This window comes from Shinella sp. GW821-FHT10F02, from assembly GCF_058809275.1.
The window spans coordinates 374,670-401,524 of record NZ_JBXASL010000008.1; the positions used below are offsets into that span (position 1 = coordinate 374,670).

Below are 26,855 nucleotides of genomic sequence, written 5' to 3' on the forward strand. Positions count from 1 at the left end.
CCCCTCGATGCGCCTCGCGAAAAGCCGAGCCCCTATGCCCGCTCGGCCGTCGCCTGCCACGCGGTCTGCAATGCCTCGAAAAGCTGGGCATATTGCGAGGCACTGCGCTCCCAGGAGAAATCGGCCTTCATGGCCTGGCGTTGCAGGCTGCTCCAGGCCTCGCGGTCCTCGAATGCCTCGCAGGCCCGGCGCACCGCCTCGCGAAAACTGTGCGGATCGACCGGGTGGAACTGAAAACCGGTGGCGACCGCCCGTGCCATCGCCGCCTCGTTGGCGTCGATGATGGTTTCCGAAAGCCCACCGGTCCGCCCGACAAGCGGGATTGCGCCGTAGCGCATGGCATAAAGCTGCGTCAGGCCGCAGGGTTCGAAACGCGATGGCTGCATCAGCACGTCGCAGCCCGAAACGATGAGATGCGCGAGTTCTTCGCTATAGCCGATATGGACGCTCACGCGGTCGGGATAGCGCCAGGCGCAGTCCCGGAGCGCCGCTTCGATCGCCGCATCGCCCTGCCCGCAGACGACAAGCTGGCCGCCGTGCTGGACGATTTCCTCGGCGACCTCGGCAAACATATCCGCCCCCTTCTGCCAGGTCAGCCGCGTCAGCGCCGCAAAGAGCGGGCCATTCGCATGCGGCAGGCCGAAATGCTGGAGCACGGCCGCGCGGTTCTCCTGCCGGCGCGCCAGCGATCGCACATCGTAGGGCCTGGGGATGAGAGGATCGGTCGCCGGATTCCAGATATCGGCATCGATGCCGTTGACGATGCCGTAAAGGGCTGCGCGCCGCGTCTGCAACACGCCGTCGAGCCCCATGCCGAGCTCCGTCGAGAGGACTTCGCGCGCATAGGTGGGGCTGACCGTCGTCACGATATCCGAGCAGACGAGGCCACCCTTCAGGTAGCCGATGCCGCCGTAATATTCGAGGCAATCCATGCCAAGGGCTGCGTCCGGCAATTCGAGGCGGGGCGCGATATCGATGGAAAACTGCCCCTGGAAGGCGAGATTGTGGACCGTACAGACCACGGGAAGCGAACTCTGGAACCGATACCGCAGATAGACCGGCACGAGCGATGTCTGCCAGTCATGCACATGGACGATATCGGCGCGGCCCACCGGCAGGTGTCCAAGCGCGATCCGCGCACCGGCCAGCGACAAGGCGGCGAAACGCAACCAGTTGTCCGGATGGTCGTAACCGGCGCCATCGAGATAAGGCCCGCCGGTGCGCTGGTAGAGTTCGGGGATCTCCAGGACCAGCAGGTCGAGCCCCTCCGTGGTCGCGCGGGAAACGACGGCCCGGTGCCCGAGCAGGCCCTCAAGGCACCCGATTTCCACCCGCTCCAGCAGGCGGTCCAGCACCTGCGGATAACCCGGAACCAGGGTCAGGACGTCGATACCCAGCGGGCGCAGGGCCTTCGGAAGGGCGCCCGCCACGTCTGCCAATCCCCCGGTCTTGATGAGAGGAAAAACCTCCGAAACAATCGACAGAACGTTCATGGCCTGTCAGATACCACTCCGCTGACGGGATCGAAAGCCCCCGCCGGGTGGCGAGGCGCTAAGCGACGGCATAGCGAAACGGTCAAGCGGACGCGCGAAAGGTTTCCGCCGGCTGCGGCTTGCGCGTCGAACGCGCCAAGAGCGCCACGCGCTGGAGGGGAAGCGGCTTGACCGGCGCCACGGTCTTCAAGGTCTTTACGGGCATTCTCGACCGAACGCGTTCGGTCGCCATCTCCCAATGCCGCGCATCCTGCCCATGCGGCCGCCCTTCCGATTGCCAGATGAGGTAGGCCTCGGTGCGAACCAGATCATCAAAATCAGCCATCTGAATGCCCCTTTCTGAAAAGACCGCCCATCGCGCCACCACCCGTTTTCTTTCAAAGGAAGGTCAAAATGACCCCTTTCGGGTTTGATGCTCGCAACTCTGACAGCCGTATTTTGAAACCGGATGACGGGCTGTTTGTTCCCAAGAAAATAGACGTTTTGCCGCGGCTGTTTGATGGTGTGGGGCGTGAGAAAAGGGCCATTATAAACGACAAAATCCGCAGCATTCCTGCTACGGGTTTCGACTTGATTTTGGTTGCAGGTGTCCGCCCCTAACGCGCACAGCGGATGGAAACATGCAAGCGCTCGCCATCGCAATAGCACCACCTGTTCCCATTCAGGTGCGCTTTGATTGTCTCCTTGGCCGTGTCGCGAGCACGTTGCGGATTGCGAAGCTTGAATGGATCCGCGAGACCCCTGGCATGGCCGAGAGGATTTCCTTGTGGATGCGCTCGAACTCGCCGGCATTGGCGACCTCAACACGCAGCAGGTAGTCCGAGCCACCCGTCATCAGGAAGCACTCCCGAATTTCCGGATATTTCCGCACGGCTGCCTCAAAGCGATCAAGGTAGTCTTCCGTTTGCCGTTCCAGCGTGACGTTGATGATGACCGCGATTGTGGACTCGACATTTCCCGCGTCTACGAGGGCGGTATAACCGCGGATGACGCCCGTCTGCTCCATCAGCTTGATGCGCCGCAGACAGGCCGAAGGCGAAAGACCCACTTCGACGGCGAGGCTCGCATTGCTCATGCGCGCATCCAGCCGGAGGAGCCTCAGGATATTGCGGTCGATTGCATCCAGAGCCATCATCGCAGATCATTCCAAATCTTCGTCGTTTCATTCAAAAATCGCGACATAACACAATAATCAAGCGCCATTTAGTGCCTAATTTCGTGATCGTTTCAATAGGCTCCGCTGAAGTCGGGGGCTGGACATGCATATCGGAATTCACGAAGACGGGCAGAGCGAGACGATCTGCACGGGCGGCGCAACGGGCTATCTGACCATTGATCTTGCCGCACTTGCCCGCAACTACGAAAAGCTGGCGACGGAGGTAGCGCCGGCGCGCGCGGCGGCGGTCGTCAAGGCGGATGCCTATGGCCTCGGCGCCGATCGGGTCGCACCCAGGCTCTACGCGCAGGGCTGCCGCCATTTCTTCGTCGCCCAGTTTGTCGAAGCCCTTCGCCTGCGGCCGCTTCTTGCCGCGGACGCCGCGGTCTTCGTGCTGAACGGCCTGCAGCCCGAAAACGAGTTCGCCTGCGCACGCAACGGCATCGTGCCGGTGATCAATTCCTTGGACCAGTGGCGGCAATGGTCTGCCGCCGCAAAGACGCTCGGCCGCACGCTGCCGGCCGTGCTGCAATTCGACACCGGCATGTCGCGCCTCGGCGTGCCACGGAAAGACCGGGCGACGCTTTCAGATCTGGTGAAGGCAGACAGTCGGATCGAGGTCCTCTTCATCATGAGTCACCTCGCCTCCGCCGACGATGTCGACAGCGACCAAAACGATGACCAACGTGCCGAGATGGAGTGCATCTCGGTCGAGTTTCCTGAATTCGACGTTTGCTTTGCCAATTCGGGCGGCATCTTTCTCGGCAAGGTCTACCACGGCGCGCTCGCCCGTCCCGGCATCGCGCTCTATGGCGGCGCCCCAACCGCCGGGCGTGACAACCCAATGGAGCCGGTCGTGCGCCTCGATGTCGCCGTCGTGCAGACACGCACCGTGCCCGCTGGCACGCGCGTCGGTTATGCCGCCAGCCATGTCACGACGGGCGAAGTGCGGCTTGCCACCATTGCCGCCGGTTATGCAGACGGTCTGCCGCGCAGTCTCAGTGGCCGGGGCGCGGTCTATTGCGACGGTATCCGCCTGCCAATCATCGGGCGCGTCTCGATGGACAGCATCATCATCGATGTCTCCGCCCTGCCGGCAGGTCGTCTGACATGCGGCAGTCTCGTGGAGGTGCTCGGACCCCACCAGCCCCTTGAGGACATCGCACGAGACGCCGGCACCATTTCCTATGAAATTCTGACCGGTCTCGGCCGTCGATACGAGCGGCAATATTGCTGCCCCCCCCTTCTTTCCAAGTGAGGATCCATGAAAGTCATCGTTCTGGGCGCCGGCATTATCGGCGTCACGTCGGCCTATCAACTTGCCAGGGCCGGACACGAGGTCACGGTTGTCGACCGCCAGCCGGCCCCGGCGCTGGAGACGAGTTTCGCCAATGCCGGCGAAGTCTCTTTCGGCTACTGCTCACCCTGGGCCGCTCCCGGCATACCCATGAAGGCGATGAAATGGCTGTTCATGCAGCACGCGCCGCTCATCCTGCGGCCCAAGATCGATGCCGCCATGCTTTCCTGGATGGCGCAGATGCTCGCCAACTGCACCTCGCGACGCTACGCCATCAACAAGAGCCGCATGTTGCGGCTGGCCGACTACAGCCGCATCGCGCTCGCCGTTTTGCGCGAGGAAACCGGCATTGCCTATGACGAACGCATGCAGGGTACGTTGCAGCTCTTCCGTACCGAGGCGCAGCTCGATGCCTCCGCCAAGGACGTCAAGGCGCTCGCCGCCGACGGCATTCCCTATGAGGTGCTCGACCCCGAGGGCTGCATCCGCGTGGAGCCGGCGCTCAGGCATGTGCGCGAAAAAATTGTCGGCGGCCTGCTGACGCCGAAGGACGAGACGGGCGATTGCTTCAAGTTCGCCAATGCGTTGGCGGCAAAGGCAGAGGCGCTCGGCGTTCGCTTTGTCTGGAACACCGCAATCAATGCCCTCGACGTTGACGCAGGAAGGGTGCGTGGCGTTGCGACCGGCACGGGAAAGCTGTCAGCCGACGCGGTGGTTGTGGCCCTCGGCAGCTATTCGCCGCTGCTGGTACGTCCCCTCGGCATTCGCCTGCCGGTCTATCCGGTCAAGGGCTATTCGCTGACCATTCCGATCACCGACGCGGCGCGGGCGCCGGAATCGACCGTGATGGACGAGACCTACAAGATCGCGATCACCCGCCTTGGCGATCGCATCCGCGTCGGCGGCATGGCAGAAATATCAGGCTACACCAACGATCTCGGCCTGACCCGTCGCCGCACACTGGAACATTCCGTCATGGATCTGTTCCCTAGCGGGGACACCGGCAAGGCCACCTTCTGGTCAGGCCTTCGGCCAATGACGCCGGACGGCACGCCGGTCATCGGTGCGACGAAGATCGCCGGCCTCTTCCTCAACACAGGCCACGGTACGCTCGGCTGGACGATGAGCTCGGGTTCCGCCCGCGTCATTGCCGACATCGTCTCCGGCAGGAAACCGGATATTGATGCCACAGACCTTGCCGTTGCGCGATACGCCTGACGGCTGCTGGAACGGAGTGAACGCCGATCGCGACCATTTCCATGTCGCGATCAGCTATTCGTTCAACCGCTGATGAGCTTGACCTCAAGGTAGTCCTCAAGGCCCCATCTGCCGCCTTCGCGCCCGTTTCCGGATTGCTTGTAGCCACCGAACGGGCTGCCGGCCGCCTTGGGCGTGCCGTTGATCTGGACCATGCCGACGCGCAATTGTCGCGCCACCCGCTGCGCCCGGTCGAGGTCCGCGGTTTCGACGAATGCGGCAAGGCCGAAGCGAGTGTCGTTGGCTATGGCGATGGCCTCGTCTTCGCCAGAAAACGGAATGATCGTCAGGACAGGGCCGAACACTTCCTCCTGGGCGATCGTCATGGTGTTGTCCACATCGGCAAAGACCGTCGGCCGGACAAAGCTTCCCTTATCGAAACCATTGGGACGGCCAAGTCCTCCGACGACGACACGCGCGCCTTCCCTTATGCCGACGTCGATCAGGTCCTGGACCCGTGCATAGTGGCCGTGCGAGGCGAGTGGCCCCAGATGATCGCCCGGTTCGTCCGGCTGGCCGATGGCAACGGCTTCGGCCGTCGCCTTTGCGACCGCGACGGCTTCTTCATACACCGTTCTGTCGACGAGCATCCTCGTCGGGGCGTTGCAGGATTGCCCGGTATTGTTGAAACATTGCATGACGCCGCGTGCTACGGCGGTCTGCACATCCGCGTCGGCAAAGACGATGAACGGCGACTTGCCTCCCAGTTCCAGCGACACACGCTTCACGGTTGCCGCCGCGGCGCGCGACACTGCCGCGCCACCACGGGTGGAGCCCGTGAAGGATATCATGTCGACGTCGCGATGGCGGCTCAGCGCCTCGCCGACGATCGCTCCCTCCCCGTTGACGAGATTGAAGACGCCGGCGGGAAGCCCGGCAGCGTCGACGAATTCGGCAAACAGCATGGAGGAAATCGGCGCGATTTCGGAGGGTTTCAAAACAACAGTGCAGCCCGTCGCGATTGCCGGTATGACTTTCAGCGCCAACTGGTTCATGGGCCAGTTCCACGGCGTGATGAGGCCGCAGACGCCAATGGGTTCGTGAAGAATCCTCTGGTCGGGCAGCTCCGGCCGCAAGAGCTCCTCAAAACGATACTCGTCGAGCGCCGCCAGAAAGGCCCTTGCGTGGTAGAGACCGGCTTCGGCCTGGGAGTGGGTCGCGAAGTCGAGCGGCGCGCCCATTTCCTGCGAGATGGCCTTCCCCATTTCGGCAAGGCGGGACTGGTAGATATCGACGATCCGGCGGATATAGCCGAGCCGTTCCGCCAGTCCGACCTTGCCCCAGAACGCAAAGGCGGACCGGGCAGCGGTGACGGCCCGGTCGACGTCCTGCTCCGAGCCGGAGGAAATGACGGCAAAGGGCTCGTCCGTCGCCGGGTTGAGCACCTCCATCGTCCTTTCCTGCGCAGGCGCACACCACTTTCCGTCGATATAGAATTGTCTTCTGTCCAGCATCCCGTCCGCCCTCTCCGCACACTTCCCGTTTGCGGGGTTCAAGGTCACGCCTTGATCCCCATCTCCTCCATGTCGCGAAAGCGGTCGCCGATGCGTGCATGCGGCCTGCCGCCATCGGACGCGCCGATCGCGATGAGGATCTCGTTTTCCCGGGGCGCATCCGCCACCTGCAGGTTCAGGGTCAGGAAATGCGAGCGGGTGCCCGTAACGCTTTTGTGCGTCATCGGCAGCGAGAGCAGCGCGCCGGCAGCATTGCGCGTGTTGGCGAAGCTCAAATAGCTGCTGCCCTGCGCCGCGTGACGGAAGATATTGCCGAACCGCAGGGTGTGGATGAGCGCCGAGCCGTGCTCGACCTCGCCATTCAGCCCCACGGCCGCGCATTTGCCATAGGCCTCGATGCGCTCCGCCGGCAGCAGGGCAACGAGACGGTGTGTCATCTCCTCGCCGAGAATGGGAGCATAGGCATTGATGATCGGGCTGAGATCGTCGACGAAGGGCTGGTTCGCCCAGGGGTTTTCCAGAATGGCGACAACGCCGACGGCGGTGACGGGCCGGTCTGAATGTCGTCCCCCTTCAATGAAAGTCTCCTCGATAAACGTCACGAACTTTCGAATTGCGGGCGCCATCACACAACCTCCATGCCTGGCTTTCGGATGGCCAAAGACTAGGGAAACAGGGCGCTTGATCTTCCTCGAAAAAGAGGAAGCTTGCGATGACCTGCTATAGAATAATAGGAGCTTCTGGAGCCCGGAGGAGAGACATGGACGTAAGCCAGCTTATCGCGTCGTTGAGCGATATCGCGACGTCGATCAATGCCGAGCAGGATACCGACACCATCCTCAGGCAATTGATCCGCGCGGCATGCCACCATCTCAACTGGTATCGCGGGACGATCATGAGCATCGACCTGGCGAGCGGTTACGCCTATGTCACGGTCCGCTACGACCCGGCACTGGTGCCGAACGACGGGGCGACGAACTGGGCACTGGCAACGAGCCCCTCCCTGGTCGCCCTGCGCTACAACGAACCGGTCTTCATTCCCAACGCCAAGACATCCGCCGAGTTTCCGGGCTTCCAGCGGGAATCGATCGAGAAGGACTACAGCAGCGTCCTCGTGACGCCCATGGCCTGCACCGATCTGCTGGGGCGCCCGATCGTCCTCACCCTCGTCTCACGCGAGATCAAGGAACTCAAGCAGGATGACCTGTCCCTCATCAAGCTGATCGTGCAGCTGGGAACCGCAGCACTGGAGAAACAGAAGCACATTCTGGCCCAGAAGACTGCCGCGGAGCAGAAGGAGGAGGTTCTAGGACGACACATACAGTGGATGAACCAGGCGCTCTCCGACGATTCCGTGCGCAATCTCGCTGCCACGATCGATCCGATCTTCAAGCAGCCGCTTCTTGTCGTCGACTGGACGACGAACACCATCCTCCCGAGCAAAAGCCCGGACCCGCGCTTCTACGACGATGAGGAATGGCGGCATTATGTCGAGAGCGAACTGGGCGACAGGATCCTCACCCTCGCCTCGGAAAGCCTCGCCGGTGGCGCGACCGCCAATGTCGATTTCCACTATACGAAGGGGACGCAGACCGTCACGGCGGTCGCCCGCATGCACGGCCTCACTGTAGACGGAAAGGCGGTCGGGGCGCTGATCTTCATCGGCGACGAAGAAATTCCGGAAATCGACCTGCTGCTCATCGAAAGCGCCAAGCAGGCCCTCAGTGTTCAATTGATGCGCAACCAGATCCGTTTCCAGTTCGAACAGCGCTCCCTCGATGCACTGTTCATCGAACTGATCGAAGGCAGCTGGAAAAGCGAAAATGACATCGCGCAGCGCTCCTTGAAGTTCGGCATCAGGACCGGCGCGCGCCACAGGCTTCTCTACGTATCCTACATCAATGCCGACGCCATCCGGAGCCAGGTGCGGGACGGGATCCTGCGCGGCCTTTCCTTTCTGGCGGAACATTTCGAGCCGCGCGCGGCGGTCATCGCCAGGCAGAATGGCATCGTCGTCTGGCTGCCGGAGCCCGAGGCGCCGAGCCCCACCTACCTCAAAACAGTCACCGCCAGGATCATGCAGGAGGTGATGCGCCACCATCGCGACATGCCGACGATTGCGATCAGCGATCCGTGCGAGCGGCTTGCCGACTATGCGCTGCAGTTCGAACGGCTGTCCTGCGTCATGGACATCGCCCTCTCGCTTGCAAAACGCGGCGTCGTCTCCGCCTCGATGCTTGGCCCGCTGAGCATGCTTCTGGTCACCGCCGATCTGCAGCAGATCCGAACGCATATCAACGCTTCATTGGGCCCGATCATTCTCCATGACCGCGAGCACGATACGAAATTCTACGAGACGCTTTCGAGCTTCGTGGATGCGGGTTATCGCAACCAGCAGTGCGCGGACCAGCTGGCCATCCATGTCACCACGCTGCGTTACCGGCTCTCGCGGATCGTCGACCTGTTCGGCCTCGATCTTGAATCGTCGCAGAAGCGTTTTGAATTCGAGCTGGCGTTGAGGATTTCAAAGCTTCTCGACGAATAGGAAACCGCCACCGCGCCCATGGCGCGGCGGCGGCGTTTTTCAGATCCGGCCCTCGACCCGAAGCTCTTTCGTGACCTTTTCGATGCTGCGCCGGAGGATGCCGACGATCGTGTCGATCTCCTCACGCGTGATGATGAGCGGCGGGGAGAGCACGCACATGTTCGAGATCGGCCGCACGATAAGACCGGCCTCGTAGCATTCGCGGTCAACACGAAGGGCCATTTCGGCGTCGAGCTTGGTCGCTTGCTCGGAAGAAGGATCGGTCACACATTCCACGCATCCGAGCAGCCCTGTTCCGCGCGTATCGCCGATAAGCGGCAGGTCCCGCAGCGACCCGATTCTTTCCTGGAAGTATGGCGCTGTCTCGCGCACATGCTCAAGTATGCGGTCGCGGGAAATGACATCGATATTGGCGAGTGCCGCGGCGCAGCTCACCGGATGGCCGCTATAGGTATAGCCGTTTGTGAAGAAGCTGCCCTTCGCATTTTCTCCGCTGATGCGACCAAGGACGGCATCCGAAATCACGAGGCCGCCGAGCGGCAGGTAGCCTGACGTGACACCCTTGGCGAAGGTGATGATGTCGGGAACGATATCGAAGACATCCTCGGACGCGAACCAATGGCCGCACCGTCCGAAGGCCGTGACCACCTCGTCGGAAATATAGAGGATGTCGTGCTGGCGGCAGATGTCGAGGATTCGCTTGTGGTAGCCCTTCGGCGGCACGATGACGCCGCCGGACGCCAGAAGCGGTTCGGCGAGGAAAGCGCCGACATTTTCCGGTCCGAGCTCGGCGACCTTGGATCGGAATTCCTCCACGAGGAAATCGAGAAAGGCCGCCTCCGACATGCCGCGCGGCCGGCGGAAGGTGTTGGGCGCGGAGATGAAGGCGATCTGGTCGGAGGCGAGGTCGAAGTTCGGCCGGTTCCAGGCGCGGCCGGAACAGGCCGCCGTCAACTGGGTGCTGCCGTGGTAGCCGTCAATGCGGCAGATGATCGCCTTCTTGTTCGCGCGCCCGAGCACATTGTTGTAGAACTGCATGAAGCGGAGCGCGGAATCGACGGCAGACGATCCGCCGGTCGTGAAGAACACATGGTTCAGGTCGCCCGGCGCCAGCTCGGCGATGCGGCGCGCAAGCTCCGCCGCCGGCTCGTTCACGAAATACCAGGGCGAATTGTAGCTGAGCGTCATCGCCTGGTCGCGGATGGCGTCGGCGATTTCCCGGCGGGCATAACCGATCTGGGTGCACCACATGCCGCCAGGCCCGTCGATCAGCTTGCGCCCGGCGTCGTCCCACACATAGATGCCGTCCGCATGCGTGAAAAGCGGCCGGTCAGACCGGCCGAGCTTGGCCATCTCTTCCGACGGATTGATCAGGTGCTGGCGCGCGGCGTCTTTCGGGCCTTCGTCGCCAAGCTCGTGCCGTACCTCGATGTTCATTTCCGATCTCCCTTTCACTCCTTCGGGTGGAGGTCTCGACGAGCCCTCCACCGGGATTGCCACATTCGCAGAGCATTTCCGCCATTCTTCGAATGGTGAAAACGCTCTACCTCTTTGTTTTTACGTAATTCCGGACGCAAAACCGCTTCGCACTTTTGCTGGAATTTCTCTAGTCGACGGCCTTCGCCGCAGCTTCGACCCACGCGTCGAACTGCGCCTGATTCTTCGCAATCCACCCGTCGGCGATCGTCTTGATCGCACGGTCGGACGTGTCCTTGTTGAGTTCCGATTCCCACTCCGCCCAGGTGGAGGTCGGCCACTTCGCCTCGGCAAGGAAAGCGCGCACCGCTGGGTTTTCCGCAATGAAGTCACGATTGGCGGCGGACATCCAGTTCCACGAGCCTGTTACCATACGGCACGGATCCTGCCCGCCCGCGCAACCAACGACGCCCTTCACGAGGTGCCCGTTCGTGGCATGGATATTGTCGGGCATGGCGTCGTAGGGAATCGGCAGCCAGACGGTTTCAGTGCCGGGTTTCAGCGTGTCCGTGACCCACGACGGCTGCCATGTGTAGACGAGGGTCGGTTCGCCGCGCTTGAAGCGCGCAAAGGTCTCGGCGAGCAGGACCTCGTATTTGCCGCGGACGGTCTTCACCGTGTCGGCGAGGCCGAACTTCTCCACCTGGTAGTCGACGACGTCGCCGCATTGCCAGCCCGGATCGCAGTTGACGAGATCGGCCTTGCCGTCGCCGTTCGCGTCGAAGAGCGCTGCGATCTTCGGGTCCTTGAGTTGGTCGAAATTCGTGAGATTGTAGGTTTCCGCCGTCTTCTTATCGACGAGATAGCCGTTCGTTCCCCCGCCGACGATGTTGCCGTCGCCGACAAGCTCGACCGTGTCCTTCACCGGCTCGTAGGCGGCGATCTCTTGCGGGATGTTGATGTCCGCAGCCACGTCGAGGTCGCCCTGCGAGGCGGCCTGGAAGAACGCGATCGTGCTGACCGTCGTCAGCTTGACGTCATAGCCAAGCTTCTCCAGGCCCTGGATGAGGATGTCGTCCTGGATATAGTTCGCGCCGAGGCTGTCGCCGCGGGCAAACCGTATGGTTTTGCCCTCGCCTGGCAGGCTCTGCGCAAAGGCCCCATGAGTGATCGCGACGCAGCACGCCGTGGCCGTCAGCATCTTGTAAAGCTTATGCATTTTCGTTCCCCTTTTTAGCGGTTTTCAGGTTTTCTCGTTGTGGTGACGATGAAGTGGTCCTTAGGTCTTGATCTCCTCCAGCTTGTGCGGGAAGAAGAGCCGGGCCCAAAAGCCGGCCTTCGCAGCCGATCGGTTCGGCCGCCCGCTCCTGGAGGCCATGCCCTGGGTGACGCGGTCGAGGATCATCGCAAGCAGCACGATCGCGATGCCGCCGATGGCTGCATGGCCCACGTCAAGCCGGCCAAGCCCTTGCATCACGACCAGGCCAAGCCCTTCGGCACCGATCATCGCAATGACCACGGACATGACCATGGCGGTCAGAACGGTCTGGTTCAGGCCACCGAGAATGGTTGGCACCGCCAGCGGAAGCTGGATTTCCCAGAGCAACTGGCGCGAGTCGGCACCGAAGGCATGCCCGGCCTCGACGATCTCCTTGTCGACCTGGCGGATGCCGATATTGGTGAAGCGGATCAGCGGGGGGACGGCAGTCACGATCACCGCGACCTCGCCGGGAACCGTGCCCACCCCAAAGAGCATGACGACGGGGATCAGATAGACGAAGGTGGGCGTCGTCTGCATGATGTCGAGGATCGGACGCACGACATTCCACACCCGGTCGTTGCGCGCCGACCAGATGCCGACCGGGATACCGATCACCGCGCACACGACGATGGCGGTCGCAATCAGCGCGAGCGTCGTCATGGCCTCCGACCAGACGCCGAGGGCAGCGATCACGACCAGCGAAACAGCCGTGAAGAGCGCGGTCGACCGACCGGCCAGCTTCCATGCAACCGCTGAGAAAAGCAGCACCGTGATCGGGAACGGCACCGATTGCAGTGCCGCATCGGTCAGCGCAAGCCCGTTCTCGATCGGCCATTTGATGGCGATGAAGACCGGCCGAAAATTGTAGGAAAGCCACTCCACGCCGGCCTGGATCCAGCGGGCGACCGGCAGGACTGCGAGATCGTTTGCGTCAAACATGTGCTTTTTCCTTGCTTTTCGGCGCGGCGGGAGAGGAGGACAGCTGCCGCAGAACCGCTTCCGGCGAAACAGTGCCGATGATGCAATCGTCATCATCCAGGACGGCGACAGGCTGGCCCGCCGTGAAGACGCGGGAGACATCGAGCAGCTTGGCGTCTGCGGAGATGGCGCTGAAGCTCGACGCCATGAGAGGCGCGATGTCGGCGCCGGCACGCAGGTCGTCGATCCTTGCGCGGGCGATGTGCCCCTTCACGCGGCCGTCTCCATCGATCGCAAAACCACCGTTTGCGCAGAGCACCACGCGATGCCCACCGATGAGGTCGGCGGCCGCGGCAGCCGACATGGCCGAGCGGACGTCGAACACCCGGGACCGATCGACGTCGCGCGTGAACTCCGCGACATAGTTGCTTTGCGGATCGAGCACGATGTCCTGCGGTTCGCCTTCCCGCACGACCTCCCCATCGGCCATGATGGCGATGCGCGTGCCGAGTTTCAGCGCCTCCTGGAAATCGTGCGTGATGAAGAGGATGGTCTTCTGGAGCGTGCGCTGGAGGCGCAGCAGTTCGTCCTGCATTTCAGCACGGATCAGCGGATCGAGCGCGCTGAAGGCTTCGTCCATGATGAGCACGTCGGCATCGGTCGCCAGCGCACGGGCAAGCCCCACGCGCTGGCGCATGCCGCCGCTCAGTTCGTGCGGCATCCGCTCCCCCCAGGCCGCGAGGCCCACGACGGCGAGAATCTCCTCCGCCTTGCGGCGGCGCACGGCCGGCGCGATACGGCGCAGCTTCAGGCCGAACTCGACATTCTCCCGGACGGTCCGGTTGGGCAGCAGGGCGAAGTGCTGGAACACCATCGAGACCCGCGTGCGCCGCACCTCACGCAAAGCCTGTTCGTCGAGCGCCACGAGGTCGCGCCCATCGAGCAGGATCTTGCCGGCGCTCGGCTCGTTCAGCCGGTTGACGCAGCGCGCAAGGGTGGATTTTCCCGAGCCGGACAGGCCCATGATCATGTAGATCGAGCCCGATTCGATCGAGAGGCTGACATTGTTCAGCCCCACCACGAGCCCGGTTTCGGCCAGGACCCTGTCCTTCGTCGCCCCGTTGCGGAGGCGGGAAATCGCGGGCTCGGGGGCGCCGCCATATATCTTGTAGAGATTGTCTATCTTTAGCCGCTCGCTCATGTTCCCTATCCCAGTTCGATGCCCGCCAGAGGTTCCCGTCTCCGGCATTTGCCTTCACCGCCCGACCGGGCGCCCTATTTCATCGGCGAAAATGCGGTCGGAATGAGTATCCTGTTGTCCATCTGCTCGATGCAGGCCGAAAGCCGCGGCGTGAACGCCTGCCATCGTTCATCATCGGCAAGGCGCTTGCGGCGCCGCGTCCGATCCTCCAGGTCCTGATATCGCCAGAGATGCACGACCTGATTGAGCGGGCCGATGTCGGTGACGAAATAGCCGACGAGGTCGCCCAGGATCGGCTGCTGGATGGCCAACCCCTCGTCTTCGACCAAACGAAGGTAGGCGCCCATCATTCCGCCGCGAATCCGGTAGCTGCGCTCCTCGACGATCATCGCGCGCGCTCCTCCCGCAACGCATCGGACGTCCGTCGGCGGACCGTCTTGCCGCTTACGAAGGTCCCGATGAGGCTTGCGACGACATCCGGCGCCTCGACGAGGATCGAATGCCGAAGGCCCTCCAGAATGGCCAATTCCGAGCCGACGATCGCTTCATGCATGGTACGCGCCATGCTCGGATTGGACCCGATGTCATGCTCGCCGGTGGCAATCAGCGTCGGGCAGCGAATCTGATCGAGCAGGCCGCCGAAATCGGTTTCCGCCAGCACGCGATAGGCAGCGGCGTAGCTTTCCGGGTCGTTTTTGGCGTTCTGCGCACGCAGTTGCGCCATGAGCTCGGGGTTTGCCGTGCGAAACCCGTCGGAAAACCAGCGGGACATGGACGCATCGTAGTGCGATCCGCGCTCGGTCGTCCTCAGCGCGTGCAACCGCGCCAGGACCCTCTCGCGCTCCTCCTCGGTCCGGTTCGCTACCGTCGAAAACAGGAACAGGCGGCGCACCCGGGAGGCTTGCGTCAGCGCCATGCGCTGGGCGATCAGCCCTCCGAGGGAAAATCCGGCGAGGTTGAAATCGGAAAACCCGACATGGTCGGCAAGCGAGAGCGCATCGTCGACGAAATCGTCAATTTCATAACGCCCCTTCACCTTCGTCGACCGCCCGTGTCCCCTCAGGTCAAACGTCACGATCGTGAAGCGATCCGACAGGCGCGCGGCGACGTCATCCCAGGATTCACCGGACGCGCCGACCCCGTGGATGCACAGCAGCGGCTCCGGGCCGTCGCCGTGGATCCTGTAGCGGATCGCCACATCGTTCGTGACGTGTTCGAGATCGCTCATTGCGCGGCTTCCAACGCGGACCGGCTTTCCCTTGCGGCGAAGAACGGGATGATCTCCCTGGCGAAGAGCTCTATCGTCTTCTTCTGCAGTTCGAACGGAACGTTGAAGTTTATGCCGAGGCTCACCTGGTCCACGCCAGCGGCCTCGTAGTCGAGCAGTTTCTCGATCACCTCGTCGGGCGTGCCGAAGAGGAAATTCCGCTCGATGTTCTCCGGATCGTAGTTCTCCTTGCCGGCGACGGCCTCGTAAGGCACCGCTTCGGGAAAACCGTTGGTGACCGCGCCGAGGTTCTGGAAGAGGTTTTCGAAGAGCCGGCCGTATTCCATGCTGCAACGGATCGCAGTCTCCCGCTCGTCGGGCTTCGTGTAGAGGCAGGCGCGGCGCTGCATCATGAACCGCGGACGCGGCATTTCCGGATGGTCGGCGCAGGCCTTCCTGAACTTCTGGCCGAGCACCGCGATTTCGGAATTCGGCGCGGCGAGCGGGGTCGACAGAATGTTGGCCCCTTGCGCGATTGCCCAGTCGAACGTCCCCGGATCGCGCGCAGCCACCCAGATGCGCGGATGCGGCTGCTGGAGTGGCTTGGGCACGGATGTCGCCGTCGGGAAATTCCAGATCTCGCCGGCATGCGCATAATCGCCTTCCCACAGCTTCCTCACTGCGGGAACCAGCTCCTTCATGTAGGCGACGCCCTGCTGCTGCGGGATGCCGCCGGCCATGCGGTCGAACTCGTACTGGTAGGCCCCACGCGCGATACCCAGTTCCAGACGCCCGCCCGTGAGATGGTCGCAGAGCGCCGCCTCGCCGGCCAGCCGGATGGGGCTCCAGTAGGGGGCGACGACCGTCGCCGTGCCAAGGCGGATCTGCTCGGTATGCTGGCCGATCCAAGTGAGGAAGGTGAACGGATTGGGCGCGACCGTCAGTTCGATCGTGTGGTGCTCGGCGGTCCAGATCATCTCGAAACCGCCCTGATCGGACAGCTTGGCAAGCGCAAGCGCATTCTGCGCCACCTCGGTCATAAGCATGTCGGGCGATTTGCGCTCGAGATAGAGAGAGACTGAGAATTTCATGTTCAACTCCGAAGAAACCGCGCTCAGCGCAGGCGAATGACAAAGGGGTCCTGCATCGCGCCCGAATAATCGAGCACCACGTTTTTCACGCGCGAGAACTCCCGCATGACGTCGAAGCCGCCGCGTCGGCCGTAGCCGCTTTCCTTGAAGCCCCCCATCGGCGACATGAAGGAGGCGGACCGGTAGGTGTTGATCCACACCGTTCCCGCATCGACGGCGCGGGCGAAGCGCATCGCGCGGTCGATGTCCTTGGTCCAAATGCCGGAGGCGAGCCCGTAGCGCGTGTCGTTCGCCAGCGCGATCATCTCGCTTTCCGAGGAAAAGGGCATGACGCCGACGACCGGCCCAAATAGCTCGTCGCGCATGAATCCCATGTCGTTGCTGGCATCGGTCAGCACGGTTGGCTCGAAATACCAGCCATCCGCGAGATCCTCGCGCCGGGGCTGTTTGCCGCCGGCCGCGACCCGCGCGCCCTCGGCGAGCCCAGAGGCGACATAGGTCTTCACCTTCGTGACCTGTTCCGAAAGCGCGAGCGGCCCGATGTCGGACGTCTCGCTCATCGGATGGCCGATCGCGATGCGGTTCGTGCGCTCGACCAGCGCTTCGACGAAACGGTCGTAGATCGACCGTTCGACGAAACAACGCGAGCCGGCGACGCAGGTCTGTCCCGCCGCGGCGAAGACGCCGGCCACGACGCCATTGACGGCCCGCTCGATATCCACGTCACTGAAAACGACATGCGGCGACTTGCCGCCAAGCTCCATCTGACAGGGCACGAGATTGGCCGCCGCATTCGCGGCGATCTTGCGCCCCGTTTCCGTACTGCCGGTAAAGACGACCTTGGCAAGCCCCGGATGGCGCACCAGCGCCTCGCCCGCCGTGCGGCCCGCGCCGGTGACGACATTGACGACGCCGGGCGGAAAGCCCGCCTCCTCGATAAGCCCCATCAGCGCCAGCGTCGAAGCGGAAGTGTGTTCGGACGGCTTGATGACGACGGTGTTGCCGATCGCGAGGCACGGCGCCAGCGTGCCCGTCAGCATCATCAGCGGCGAATTCCAAGGCGTAATCATGCCCACCACGCCGATGGGCTCGCGCATCGTGAAGTTCAGCATGTCGAGCTTGTTCACAGGCACGGTATCGCCTTGGAGCTTGTCGGCCATGCCGGAAAAATAGGTGTAGGAGTCCGGCAGGGCGCGCATTTGCGCACGCATTTCCTTGATCAGCTTGCCATTGTCGCGGGTCTCGATTTCCGCAAGCGTATCGGCGTTTTCCAGGAACAGTTCCGCCAGCCGACGGACCAGCTTGCCGCGATCCGTCTGCGTCATGCGCCGCCATTTCGGATCGACGAAGGCGTACTGGGCGGCCCGCACGGCCGCGTTGACATCGTCCGCACCGGCATCGGCGAACTCGTACCATTGCCGGCCGGTGGTTGGATCGTAGCTGGGCAGATATTCGCCGCTCTTCGGCTCAAGCCACTTTCCGCCGATATAAAGTCCCTGACGGGATCCTTCGAGAGAGCTTACGGCTCGCTTCATGGCAGTCTCGCAATCATGGTTGGAAGGAATTCGAAGGGGTTTCGGCCTCGAGCATCGCGATGCGACCGCCCTCGGGATGCCCGACATAGATGCCGAAGCGATGGTCGAGGCGTTCACGGGCATAGCGCCGCAGGACGGCCCTCAACTCCTGGCTCGCCACCCGGTCATCCGGGAGATCGTCAAGCGGGAAGAATTGCAGTTCCGGCGGCAGGTCCTGAGGGCTGAAGCCCGGCGCCAGGGCTGCGCGATAGACGAGGTAACCGGGATCGCTGTCGGCGACGTCGAACACCGAATAGAGGAAAGCCGTGTCCGGCAGGATTTCGATCTCCCGCCCATCGGCCAGCTCCAGCCGGCTTCCAGGCTTGCGCTTGCTCGCCACCGGAAGAAGAAGCCGACCCTCGGCATCGCGGCGCAGGAGCACGCTGCCCTCCTTTTCGATGAGGTAACCGGTGATCATGCCGCGCGAGGGAAGCCAGCCATCCGGCAGCGCGTTCTGGATATGCGCATAACGTCCCCGGCAGAACGCCAGCGGCGCTGCGGGACTGGCCCCGAAGGCCTGGACCTGACCAATCAGGATAAGATGATCACCGGCGACATGCTTGTCATAGACCGTGCAGTCGAACCAGGAGAGGTTGTCCGTCAGCACCGGGGCTCCGGTGTGCACGGCGCAATAATCGACATTGCTGAATTTGTCGGCGGACTTCGAAGCGAAGACGCCGGAAACGCCGGCCTGCCGCTCGTGCAGGATATTGACCGCGAAAGAGCCGCTTTTCTCGAAAGCCGCGCAGCTCGATGCCGATTTTCCAACACAGATCAGCACCAATGGAGGATCAAGCGAAACCGAAGTGAACGAATTCGCCGTCATGCCCCTGGGCGTACCGTCTTCGCCCAGGGTCGTTATGATGGTTACGCCGGTGGCAAAGGTGCCAAATGCACGACGCAATTCGACAGGGTCGATAGGCTGGTTCGCCGGTACTGTTTCCGCCTTTCGCACGATCGCTCCTCCTCGCTCTGTACGAGGTGGAGGATACGCCGGGCCGGCGCCTTATCTTCCTTTGAATTGAGTATGGAAGTTAGGTATTATCCTCGCAATGAGGAACGAGCTTCGTTTCGAGAAAGCTCTGGAAGGCTAAATTACGCCTGCTTATGGCGCGCGACCTCAACGTCCAACTGGGGTCTCGGTTAGAGGACGCTGGCCGCCGGGTCTTTGCCGCCCATAAGGATAACCTCTCTAAACATATCCGCAGGTTTCCAACGGATTGAGGGTTGGCATGCCAATTGACGCGATTTACACGGCTGGAAAGCAGCGGGTTCTTTGAAAGGCTTCGCTCCAGGATGCGCTGTCGAATACAATCTGCCCCTCCTTGTCGAGAAGCCTGTAGGCGACATCGCTATTGATTGCCATTGAGAAATAGCCAGGCATTTCCACCGAGATTCGGCTTTGACGCCTATTTGTTGACTTTCAGCAACCCTATGCGCCGATGAACCACGCGTGCAGCGGATCGAGCTTGTCTCTTCCCTACATCTGGCATTTGATGAGCTTCAACCCTGTGATCTGACCTTCCGTTTGCCCATTTGACCACGGTGAGATGATTGCGTTTCTTGCAGCGACAAGGTCCTTTTCAACGTCCCGGGCGAACGATCCGACCAGGCTGTCCTTAGCAGTTTCAAGCCATTCCTCGAGCTATCCTGCGGTCTTCGAGCCGATCATGGATTGGAAGTCACCAACGGCCAGGCGGGCGACAACAAGCTCTGGGACGTTCACGTCGATCACCGCCACGAGGATCGCTTCGAATTTTGCGAGGTCATCGCGTGCGGTAGTCATCAGTGCCGCAACGAGTCGTTGCTCACCGAAATAATCGCGCAATCGGTAAAGGCTGCGGCAGACCTGCCGCCGAGCACCAAACCAACGTGATGGACGATCGTCTCGAGGCGCCGAGTGTGGCGACCGCAGCGAGCTAGCACATGCAAGGCGATATCGGCCACCATGCCACGCTGGACGAAGTGTCGCCCGACGAAATCGCGCACCAGTTCCAACCGCTGCGCCGCATCCAGTTCATGCGGCGGGGCAATATTGAATTCACGGGCAAGCTGCACATCGCGCCGCTTTTCTATCACCTCCACCGTGTTCCAAAGAAGCTCCCGGTTTTCCAACCATGGCGCGCTGCCGGGCGGCGCCATGATCTCTTCATGCACCACGCCCCGCCGCTGGCTGTAATCATGCACGCGCGCACTTTCTCTATCGGTCAACCTCTGGCCGGAACGATAGGCCGACGCTGCAACGGCATTCGACGGCGGACGCCGTGTGCCGTCTGGATTGGCTTTGACGGCGCGGCCAAGTACTTGCCCAGAGAGGTGGTGAATAGCCATCCGCGTCCTCCACGGCAGACCCCTTCCTTGACTCTTCGGCAACACATATAAGTATGCCCGTAAGGGCATTCTATGCGGCCACCGGCCACGTCCCCTTGGGGCCGGGCCACGTATGTTGCGAAGCAATGTATAAGTGCACTATTGCCTTGGTCTACTGTCAGCTGTTTCCGCCTCTGTGGCTTCCTATCTACACCCCGGTATCTGCTTCACCTGACGGCTCTCATGTCTTCGCGGCTCTCTCTTCCACGCCTTTTCGGCAATCTTGCCGCACTCATTGGATCGGTACTTGTAGCCGCCTACCTGTTCGACCTCGCAGCCAGTACATTGGGTTACGCCCCGCTGGCGTTCTGCATTCTGCTCCGCCCCATGCTCGCCATAGCCTACGGCGTCGGCGTGTTGCTCGTCTGTGTGGGCATCATCGTGTGGGCTGTTTCAATGGGTAAAAGCGAGGCAGGTATCGGCCTCGCGCTCGGCGGAGTGATGTTATTCATCCTGCCGCTGGTGCTGCCGCGCTATCTGGGCGCAGAGTGTATACCGCTATAAAAAATCGCCGCGAACCGCGCTTCGCGCGGTTATTCCTTTTCACTGCCCTTGGCATCAAGGGCGGCAAGGTCATCCCTAAGGCGCACCGGCAAATCCATCTTCTCATGGAGAATGCTCATGACACCGAGGTCTCCATTAGCCAGTTCGCGGAAGAACAAGAAATGGCGCTCGTAGCGGCTAAAATATGCCTTGCGCTTAATGTCGGACAGAACGGCAAGTTTTTGCGGAAGACGACGCCAGATAAGGCGGTTTTCGCAAAAACGCTGCAAATGCGCGTGAAGACCACGGATATAGGTATCGGCTTGCGTCTCACCCCATGTGTCCGAGGTGTCGCGCCAAATCTTGTCCTGCGCGGCATCCGCGCGCGGATAAAAGCGATAAGCTGCCATGTTCAGCGGTGCTTGTTACGGCGAATAACGTCCTCTGCGGATACGGCGACAAAGTCGCTATCGTCCGCGCGCATGGCAGGAGCCAGTTCTTTTTGCAGGGCATCCCATGCTTCGTCACGGGTCTGCAAATCACGGCGGATAAGCGCGCGGATGTATTCGCTCGCGTTCTCATAAAGGCCCTCGTCGCCAATCTGCTGCTGGATGTGGTCTTGCAGCGCACCGCTGACCTTCACATGAATGCTACCTGGCGACATAAGCCATACCCTTTCGTTGTCCCTAGATTATGGGAAGCGTGACAAATATTGTCAATATTCATCACCTGACACCACAAAGCCGCTTGGTGAACCAAGCGGCCTATGAAGGGCCGAACCCTTCTTTTGCACCCGCCAAGCGGGTGCTTGCGAACCGGCAAGCGGTTCGTGTTGACGCCCCTTCGGGCGTCTTATCGGGCCGTAGGGCCTCGATGTTCCCGATAGGACGGCGCTCCTGCCGCCTTCGGAACCCGTCGCCCGCGAGGTACCATTTTCGGCTTGCGGGAATTGATGGCCGACGCATCAAGGGTCGTCTTGATGTGCGCGGCATAAAACTTCTCAATCATCTCGACGCTGGTGCAGCAGTTTTTTTGGCAATGGCGTAAACGTCTGCCCCTTCCATGAGCCGCAGGCAGATATAGGTATGACGTAGGCTGTATGCTGTGCGGGGCTTGCCATCCCGATCCAGCTTGAGGTTTTGGTCGTCCAGCAGGTTGTTGAACATCTTGAGATAGCTGGACGGGAACACAGGGTCGGTAGGCTTGGGCTTGACGCCCTCCCCCGCTTTGTCCTTATCACGAACCGGCCTCAGCCGGTCACGCAGCCGCTCGTAAGGCTTCACCGCGCCGACCATTGACTTGCACCAACCGATGCCGCGCTTGCCACGCACCTTAATCTCAAGAATGCGCTCGCGCGTATCGGCGTCTACAACGATTGCCACGTCACGGTGCTGCAACTGCTTGGCTTCATCGGGTCGCAGTCCGGTATTGGCCATGAACAGCACGAAGTCGTGAAGCTGCTCCGCTTCCCAACGGAAGTGAGGGTTCTTCGGCTCCTTGGCGTTCTGGCGCGTAGCCTCGTAAAGCTGCTTGTATTCGGCAGGGCTGAACCAAGGGCGGCGCACGATTTTCCCTTGCGTTTTGTAGGGCGGCGACAGGTCGGGAAGGTGTTGCAACCATTTATGCCGGATGGCGGTTTTGAGAAGCTGCCGCAGCGTACCCACCTCGTCATGCAGGGTGCTGCGCGCGGGTGCCCGCCCCGTCGTAGAGGTGGCAATGCGGTGCACGCGGTAATCCTGAACAGTACCGGCATTGATTTCCGAAAGGCCCATCTTGCCAAAGAACGGCACCAGATGAAGCAGCAGGCGAATACTATCACCTTCCACCCATTTGGGGCTGCGCTCCCCTTCGGTAATGGCCGAATACTCCTGCTCGACCTTCTTGGCGGCTTCCGCGCAGGTGGTTTCGGTCTTCAAAATCCCTTCCGCCAGCTTGCCGCGCAAGCCGAGAAGCCAGTCTTCGGCAAACGCCTTCGCTTGGCTCCAAGCCGGTTTCCTTGGTGCTCGTGCGGTACTGGCGGCCCTTTAGAGGCGTGGAGCAATGCCAGACGGCCCCCGCGCCGGTAGATTTGCCCCAATCCTCCGAGGATTTCATGAGTTGGCATGCCGCCCGCCCACTTCGCTTATTGCTCGATATGGGAAGAGGGAATCACACCATCAAGCCTCCCGTCGAACGGGTGGGGTGTGTTTGTGCTGACCGTGTGCTAGGCCTCAAACGCAAGAAAGCCCTCTCGTGGGAGAGGGCTTTCTACTTGATAAATCACTAAGATTCTGGTTGCGGGGGCAGGATTTCATCTTAACTTGCGATTATCGCCATCATCCTATGTCTTTCTAAAATCACTTTCTATAGGCAATCACAGCGGATTATTTCGTACCGTTGCGTAATTGTAAGTTGATCTCTAATGGGCGCAGCGGGCGCTGGAACCCGCACCGACAAGACGCAAGCGAAGCACGTATGCCATTCATCCACCGTCAGAGACGAAGGGAGTGGCTATACCTATTAGCTTGATCACGCCGGTAAAGGTGGCGGTCCTCCGATGGCCATAAAGTACACCAGCACGACAGCGTTCGCCCTAAGAAGCACGGCCCTGTAGTCGCTAGGCCAGTCTCATCAGATCACCGGTTGGAGATCGGCTTGGCTGTCGAATCAAGAGCAGCGAAGTTTCAGGATATCGGGACGATACCTCCGTTAAGTGGACCTTGAAATAGCGGAAAGCAAACTCGTTGCATCACAATCGTTACACGGACGCGCTCCAATCATTCCATTCTCGGGAAACCCGTGTTGCAAACAGCACATCTTCCGATTCTGGCACTTCCCTGCTATTCACTTGCGCCGTTAATTGCCGCGGTTCAAAAAAGACCGTTAATGGCATTCAGGTTGGCATCAATATACTCGCCGTAATAGATGCCCGAGCTATCCTTGTAACCCTGCTTGAATTTCTTCGTCGGCATGTCCTTCTTCGTGCGCTTTGCTCCGCGATTGTATGCGATGCCCAGGTAGACCTGCTCATCATGAGTCAGACTGGTTTTCCCGCTGCCATAGAGCTCGGACAGCTTGGACTTCAGCTCTGAGACGCCACGCTTAAGTGTTCCTTCCCAGGTGGCCCAAGTGCCGTTGAGGAAGTAGGCGGTATCATTGGGAAAGAACTGAATATCGTATTGGAACATGCCGAAGCCATGACAAAACTTGTCGGGATTCTTTGCAGGTTTCACGTAGCCTGAATTGATCTTTGCTATCCTTTCAAGCGCGTCTCGGGCTACTTTAAACATAGATTTTCCCTTGGGATGGGCTTCCAGTTCCGCGCGGTTCTTCGGCCAAGCGGAACTGCGCGTCGGGTAGTCGATCGTATCGCCGACGCAAACGGCTAGTACCTCGTCCGGGGCCGCCGTCTTGTACATCTTCGCCCAGATATAGAATGTTTCCTGGATGCCAATGGCTATCACGAGCTTCTTCGTGATCGGCGTCCCCGCCAGGACCGTGTCGATGTCCGACCCGAAGGTATTGTTCATCCATATCATGGCATCCTGCTTTGCGGTGGTCATCAAGGCCTCCTGAAGAGTTGAACAAACGCGCACTGTTTGATTTTGTACTAGGACGCAGGATCGCCGGAGAGATCCACCGAAAAGTCAATCAGAGCGCGAGGTGCAAATTTTCCCCGGAAGATCCCGACAGACTTCGGCTTGCCCTCGCTGAGCCATGTTGCGGTGATCCGATAGGGTTTGTCAGCAGAAACCGTACGCCCGCCATAGCTGGGAAAACGACTGGCGTCGGCGGAAAAGGCCGCCTTTACTCGTTGCCAGATCGTTCGCGAGTCGATCGAGCCGGCAAGCGGCGGCTGGTCCACATGGTCGAAAAAGTAGGACAGGCTGTCGTCTGTGGCCTTATATGTGCTGCCGAGTTCCTCGATACCGATTTGAACGGGCTGCGGCTCGGTCACTCCCGTCGCGCGGATCGAAACCCATGCTTGGTCGCTTTTGAGAGCCTTGGCTGCAGCCTCATCCTGGCTTGTCTCAGGTGAGCGAATGCCGAGCTTCTTGAGAAGCTGGAAGATGCCTGCGCTTCCGCCCGCGATAATCATGGCAGACAATATCGTGGTCAAAGCACTCTGGAAGAACAATGACCAGCTTTTCGCCACCGCGAGCGGAATCCCGCCCGCCGCAATGATCGCCCTCATCGGATCATAGGTTGTAACGAGAACGAGCAGCAGACCGACGCCGAACATGATAGGTGTCTTGAACGCCCTGGCATTGAATGCGATCCGGAAGACACGCCAATTGAAAAGCGCCGCCAACGCGGATTCCACGACGATCACGACGGCCAGCAATTGCATCAAGGTCCCGCTCAAGGCGTTCCAGGTACCCTCCCCTGATCCGCCCGGCTGCGCGGGCGGCGCTGCGCCTTGCGCTTGGGCATCCGTGAACGCCAGGATTGCGATCATGACACCGGTCAGTGCCACCAATGCATATCGACCCGTTTTCATGATCTCGTTCTCCAGCGCGGCTGAGGGAGATTTCCTTCAGGCGGCAGTTTTGGGTAAAATCTTGATGCGGGGATGACCGGGCGCGGTCTCCCGGCTTCAAAGCATGTTCTTCATGATCATGAACCTGTCCCCTGTCAGCATCACGTAGCCGTTAGAATCCAACTCGTAGGATACGCGCGATACGCTGTTCGAATTGTTCGCACCGATTGCCCAGAGGCTTCCCGGGTTGATCTCGCATACGATGTCTGTGTGAGACTCGAAGCCCGTGATGGTGTTCATGATCGCCTTGACTTGCGCATAGGTTTTCACCGAACCGCGCCACCGCACGACCAGATCGCCAACACGTGGTTTATGTTTATCCAATTCATAGCCCCAGAACGGACAGGATGGGTTTCCGGCCTCCCGCTGCTTTACGCTATCCTTGATGTACGAATGGTGCCCACTACTGAACTTGAATCCGGTATAGCCACCGGCACGACGCACGAAAGCGGACATTCCCGCCGCCGACCACGGCCAATTCTTGTGGTCCGTGTTGTCTCCGGGAGGACGACCAACACCAAGATCGTCCCACATCTTTAAGACCTTTTGCTTGTAGCTCTTGCCGAGAGGGCTCTTTCCGTTCGTGTCATCGTCTTCCTTGCCCTTCCCCCGGCCGAATTCCTCCCAGTAAAAAGCAGCGGCCTGGATCAGGCGTCCTGCGGCGTCGCTATGGAGAATGCTGAGGTTGCGATCTGAGACATGCCCAATCTTGCCCGCAAAAGAACCCTCGGCGATTTTGACATGCTTCCACTTAGTAGGTGACACCGTCACCTCCTCAACGATTGTTGAAAAGGGAAGATTGCCGATTAGTGTAGCCTTGTCGGACGGTGCAGCGCGCAGATTGGCCCCGACATCCATGCGTGTGACAATGTATTTCGTCATTTATGCCCCCAAGATTAGGCCCGCATCTCCTCGCAAACCGGCCTCACGGCGGAACAATTAATATAGCCCGAGTCGCCCCCTAAGCACCTAGTGCGTTCCGTATGCGAGTAATCAATACTGGGTTAGTATACATTTTTTGTCGAGTGGGCCCACAGCCATACAACCAAAATATATCTGATACAGAGCCCTGAACTCACGACCGTCCGTCCATATGAGGGGAGTTTCGCACTAGTCCTACAGTCGCGTTTACCTCGAAATTGTGATTCACTTCCGATGTTTGACGGGAGAGATTTAGATGTCTGTCGCGGGTTGGTCCGGTTCAGTGGTGGCATGGCAGCAGGAACTCGATACACTGAAGCAGCGACTAGGTCCGGTCTTTGGTCGATGTGAACTCCGAGTATCCGTTACGCGCTGTCGCGCTGGGATGGGTTGACCCGCTTCATTGACGACGGTCGCGTCGAGATCGACTCCAATACCGTCGAACGTTCAATCAGGCCAATTGCTCTGAATCGGGAAAACGCACTCTTTGCCGGCTCTGACGCCGGAGCTAAACATTGGGCGACAATCGCTTCTCTGATTAAAACGGCGAAGCTAAACGGCGTCGGGCCTATGACCTATCTGACGGACGTCATAACCAAGATCGTCAACGACCATCCCAACAGCAAGATCGATGATCTGCTACCTTGGGCCTATGCTGAGAAGCCGCAAGCTCAAGACGTGGCCTGAAAACA

The 26,855-nt window shown here is 60.7% G+C and carries 27 protein-coding genes and 1 pseudogene; 6 read left to right on the top strand and 22 right to left on the bottom strand.

Annotation, left to right across the window (positions count from 1 at the left end; genetic code table 11):
- Positions 1 to 32: 32 nt before the first annotated feature.
- Together glgA and AC1RWL_RS25295 are read right to left on the bottom strand one after the other, a co-directional pair.
- Positions 33 to 1,493 (bottom strand): glycogen synthase GlgA, encoded by a 1,461-nt coding sequence (gene glgA, locus AC1RWL_RS25290; RefSeq protein WP_493095873.1) that lies wholly within the window; start codon positions 1,491 to 1,493, stop codon positions 33 to 35.
- Positions 1,494 to 1,575: 82 nt separating this feature from the next.
- Positions 1,576 to 1,818, bottom strand: a complete 243-nt coding sequence (locus AC1RWL_RS25295; RefSeq protein WP_493095874.1) for a DUF2934 domain-containing protein — start codon at positions 1,816 to 1,818, stop codon at positions 1,576 to 1,578.
- Between the two features lie 68 nt (positions 1,819 to 1,886).
- Between AC1RWL_RS25295 and AC1RWL_RS25300 the strand changes: the two genes are divergently transcribed.
- Positions 1,887 to 2,093 carry a hypothetical protein gene (locus AC1RWL_RS25300; protein ID WP_493095875.1) on the top strand — a complete coding sequence of 69 codons (207 nt, stop codon included), beginning with the start codon at positions 1,887 to 1,889 and terminating at the stop codon, positions 2,091 to 2,093.
- Positions 2,094 to 2,154: 61 nt separating this feature from the next.
- On the opposite strand, the gene AC1RWL_RS25305 is transcribed toward AC1RWL_RS25300, so the two are convergent.
- Positions 2,155 to 2,628, bottom strand: a complete 474-nt coding sequence (locus AC1RWL_RS25305; protein ID WP_493095876.1) for an Lrp/AsnC family transcriptional regulator — start codon at positions 2,626 to 2,628, stop codon at positions 2,155 to 2,157.
- Between the two features lie 124 nt (positions 2,629 to 2,752).
- Here AC1RWL_RS25305 and alr point away from each other — a divergent pair, with 124 nt between their 5' ends.
- The gene (gene alr / locus AC1RWL_RS25310; RefSeq protein WP_493095877.1) at positions 2,753 to 3,907 is read left to right on the top strand and encodes an alanine racemase; all 1,155 of its coding nucleotides are present in this window, start codon (positions 2,753 to 2,755) and stop codon (positions 3,905 to 3,907) included.
- A gap of 6 nt (positions 3,908 to 3,913) precedes the next feature.
- Entirely contained in the window at positions 3,914 to 5,164 is a 1,251-nt protein-coding gene (locus AC1RWL_RS25315) for a D-amino acid dehydrogenase (protein WP_493095878.1), read from the top strand.
- Positions 5,165 to 5,226: 62 nt separating this feature from the next.
- Here AC1RWL_RS25315 and AC1RWL_RS25320 read toward each other — a convergent pair whose 3' ends face one another.
- Together AC1RWL_RS25320 and AC1RWL_RS25325 are read right to left on the bottom strand one after the other, a co-directional pair.
- On the bottom strand, positions 5,227 to 6,657 hold the full coding sequence (locus tag AC1RWL_RS25320) for an aldehyde dehydrogenase family protein (RefSeq protein WP_493095879.1): 1,431 nt from the start codon (positions 6,655 to 6,657) through the stop codon (positions 5,227 to 5,229).
- Positions 6,658 to 6,701: 44 nt separating this feature from the next.
- Positions 6,702 to 7,283, bottom strand: a complete 582-nt coding sequence (locus AC1RWL_RS25325) for an amino acid synthesis family protein (protein WP_493095880.1) — start codon at positions 7,281 to 7,283, stop codon at positions 6,702 to 6,704.
- 134 nt (positions 7,284 to 7,417) lie between these two features.
- On the opposite strand from AC1RWL_RS25325, the gene AC1RWL_RS25330 reads away from it, so the two are divergent.
- The gene (locus AC1RWL_RS25330) at positions 7,418 to 9,202 is read left to right on the top strand and encodes a helix-turn-helix domain-containing protein (RefSeq protein ID WP_493095881.1); all 1,785 of its coding nucleotides are present in this window, start codon (positions 7,418 to 7,420) and stop codon (positions 9,200 to 9,202) included.
- 39 nt (positions 9,203 to 9,241) lie between these two features.
- On the opposite strand, the gene AC1RWL_RS25335 is transcribed toward AC1RWL_RS25330, so the two are convergent.
- The 11 genes from AC1RWL_RS25335 to AC1RWL_RS25385 form a co-directional block, all read right to left on the bottom strand.
- Positions 9,242 to 10,639, bottom strand: a complete 1,398-nt coding sequence (locus AC1RWL_RS25335) for an aminotransferase (protein WP_493095882.1) — start codon at positions 10,637 to 10,639, stop codon at positions 9,242 to 9,244.
- Positions 10,640 to 10,808: 169 nt separating this feature from the next.
- Entirely contained in the window at positions 10,809 to 11,837 is a 1,029-nt protein-coding gene (gene proX, locus AC1RWL_RS25340) for a glycine betaine/L-proline ABC transporter substrate-binding protein ProX (RefSeq protein WP_493095883.1), read from the bottom strand.
- A 60-nt stretch (positions 11,838 to 11,897) separates the two neighbouring features.
- Positions 11,898 to 12,818: an ABC transporter permease gene (locus tag AC1RWL_RS25345; protein ID WP_492649813.1), complete on the bottom strand. Its 921-nt coding sequence runs from the start codon at positions 12,816 to 12,818 to the stop codon at positions 11,898 to 11,900.
- Positions 12,811 to 13,998, bottom strand: a complete 1,188-nt coding sequence (locus AC1RWL_RS25350; protein ID WP_493095884.1) for a quaternary amine ABC transporter ATP-binding protein — start codon at positions 13,996 to 13,998, stop codon at positions 12,811 to 12,813. Before AC1RWL_RS25350 ends, AC1RWL_RS25345 begins: the two co-directional genes overlap by 8 nt.
- Positions 13,999 to 14,072: 74 nt before the next feature.
- Positions 14,073 to 14,387, bottom strand: a complete 315-nt coding sequence (locus AC1RWL_RS25355) for an NIPSNAP family protein (RefSeq protein WP_493095885.1) — start codon at positions 14,385 to 14,387, stop codon at positions 14,073 to 14,075.
- A complete protein-coding gene (locus tag AC1RWL_RS25360) occupies positions 14,384 to 15,226 on the bottom strand; it encodes an alpha/beta fold hydrolase (protein ID WP_493095886.1) in 843 nt (280 codons plus the stop codon). The genes AC1RWL_RS25355 and AC1RWL_RS25360 overlap by 4 nt, the downstream gene beginning before the upstream one ends.
- Positions 15,223 to 16,296, bottom strand: coding sequence for an LLM class flavin-dependent oxidoreductase (locus AC1RWL_RS25365; protein ID WP_493095887.1), 1,074 nt, complete (start codon positions 16,294 to 16,296; stop codon positions 15,223 to 15,225). Before AC1RWL_RS25365 ends, AC1RWL_RS25360 begins: the two co-directional genes overlap by 4 nt.
- 23 nt (positions 16,297 to 16,319) lie before the next feature.
- Positions 16,320 to 17,831 (bottom strand): aldehyde dehydrogenase, encoded by a 1,512-nt coding sequence (locus AC1RWL_RS25370; RefSeq protein WP_493095888.1) that lies wholly within the window; start codon positions 17,829 to 17,831, stop codon positions 16,320 to 16,322.
- 13 nt (positions 17,832 to 17,844) lie between these two features.
- The gene (locus AC1RWL_RS25375) at positions 17,845 to 18,825 is read right to left on the bottom strand and encodes a flavin reductase (protein WP_493095889.1); all 981 of its coding nucleotides are present in this window, start codon (positions 18,823 to 18,825) and stop codon (positions 17,845 to 17,847) included.
- 690 nt (positions 18,826 to 19,515) lie between these two features.
- The gene (locus AC1RWL_RS25380) at positions 19,516 to 19,656 is read right to left on the bottom strand and encodes a hypothetical protein (protein WP_493095890.1); all 141 of its coding nucleotides are present in this window, start codon (positions 19,654 to 19,656) and stop codon (positions 19,516 to 19,518) included.
- On the bottom strand, positions 19,656 to 20,201 hold the full coding sequence (locus AC1RWL_RS25385; RefSeq protein WP_493095891.1) for a MobA/MobL family protein: 546 nt from the start codon (positions 20,199 to 20,201) through the stop codon (positions 19,656 to 19,658). The genes AC1RWL_RS25380 and AC1RWL_RS25385 overlap by 1 nt, the downstream gene beginning before the upstream one ends.
- Before the next feature lie 222 nt (positions 20,202 to 20,423).
- On the opposite strand from AC1RWL_RS25385, the gene AC1RWL_RS25390 reads away from it, so the two are divergent.
- The gene (locus AC1RWL_RS25390; RefSeq protein ID WP_493095892.1) at positions 20,424 to 20,744 is read left to right on the top strand and encodes a hypothetical protein; all 321 of its coding nucleotides are present in this window, start codon (positions 20,424 to 20,426) and stop codon (positions 20,742 to 20,744) included.
- A gap of 29 nt (positions 20,745 to 20,773) precedes the next feature.
- Here the strand turns inward: AC1RWL_RS25390 and AC1RWL_RS25395 are convergent, their stop codons facing one another.
- From AC1RWL_RS25395 to AC1RWL_RS25420, 6 genes are all read right to left on the bottom strand, one after another.
- Positions 20,774 to 21,133 carry a type II toxin-antitoxin system RelE/ParE family toxin gene (locus AC1RWL_RS25395; RefSeq protein ID WP_493095893.1) on the bottom strand — a complete coding sequence of 120 codons (360 nt, stop codon included), beginning with the start codon at positions 21,131 to 21,133 and terminating at the stop codon, positions 20,774 to 20,776.
- Positions 21,134 to 21,135: 2 nt separating this feature from the next.
- The gene (locus tag AC1RWL_RS25400) at positions 21,136 to 21,387 is read right to left on the bottom strand and encodes a ribbon-helix-helix domain-containing protein (RefSeq protein ID WP_493095894.1); all 252 of its coding nucleotides are present in this window, start codon (positions 21,385 to 21,387) and stop codon (positions 21,136 to 21,138) included.
- Between the two features lie 340 nt (positions 21,388 to 21,727).
- The gene (locus AC1RWL_RS25405; RefSeq protein WP_493095895.1) at positions 21,728 to 22,666 is read right to left on the bottom strand and encodes a tyrosine-type recombinase/integrase; all 939 of its coding nucleotides are present in this window, start codon (positions 22,664 to 22,666) and stop codon (positions 21,728 to 21,730) included.
- Between the two features lie 906 nt (positions 22,667 to 23,572).
- On the bottom strand, positions 23,573 to 24,265 hold the full coding sequence (locus AC1RWL_RS25410; RefSeq protein WP_493095896.1) for a hypothetical protein: 693 nt from the start codon (positions 24,263 to 24,265) through the stop codon (positions 23,573 to 23,575).
- Between the two features lie 47 nt (positions 24,266 to 24,312).
- Positions 24,313 to 25,203 (bottom strand): hypothetical protein, encoded by an 891-nt coding sequence (locus AC1RWL_RS25415; RefSeq protein ID WP_493095897.1) that lies wholly within the window; start codon positions 25,201 to 25,203, stop codon positions 24,313 to 24,315.
- 96 nt (positions 25,204 to 25,299) lie between these two features.
- A complete protein-coding gene (locus AC1RWL_RS25420) occupies positions 25,300 to 26,124 on the bottom strand; it encodes a DUF2272 domain-containing protein (RefSeq protein ID WP_493095898.1) in 825 nt (274 codons plus the stop codon).
- A gap of 396 nt (positions 26,125 to 26,520) precedes the next feature.
- Between AC1RWL_RS25420 and AC1RWL_RS25425 the strand changes: the two are divergent.
- Positions 26,521 to 26,850 (top strand): annotated as a pseudogene (locus AC1RWL_RS25425) (IS66 family transposase); the annotation flags it as partial.
- Between the last annotated feature and the right edge of the window lie 5 nt (positions 26,851 to 26,855).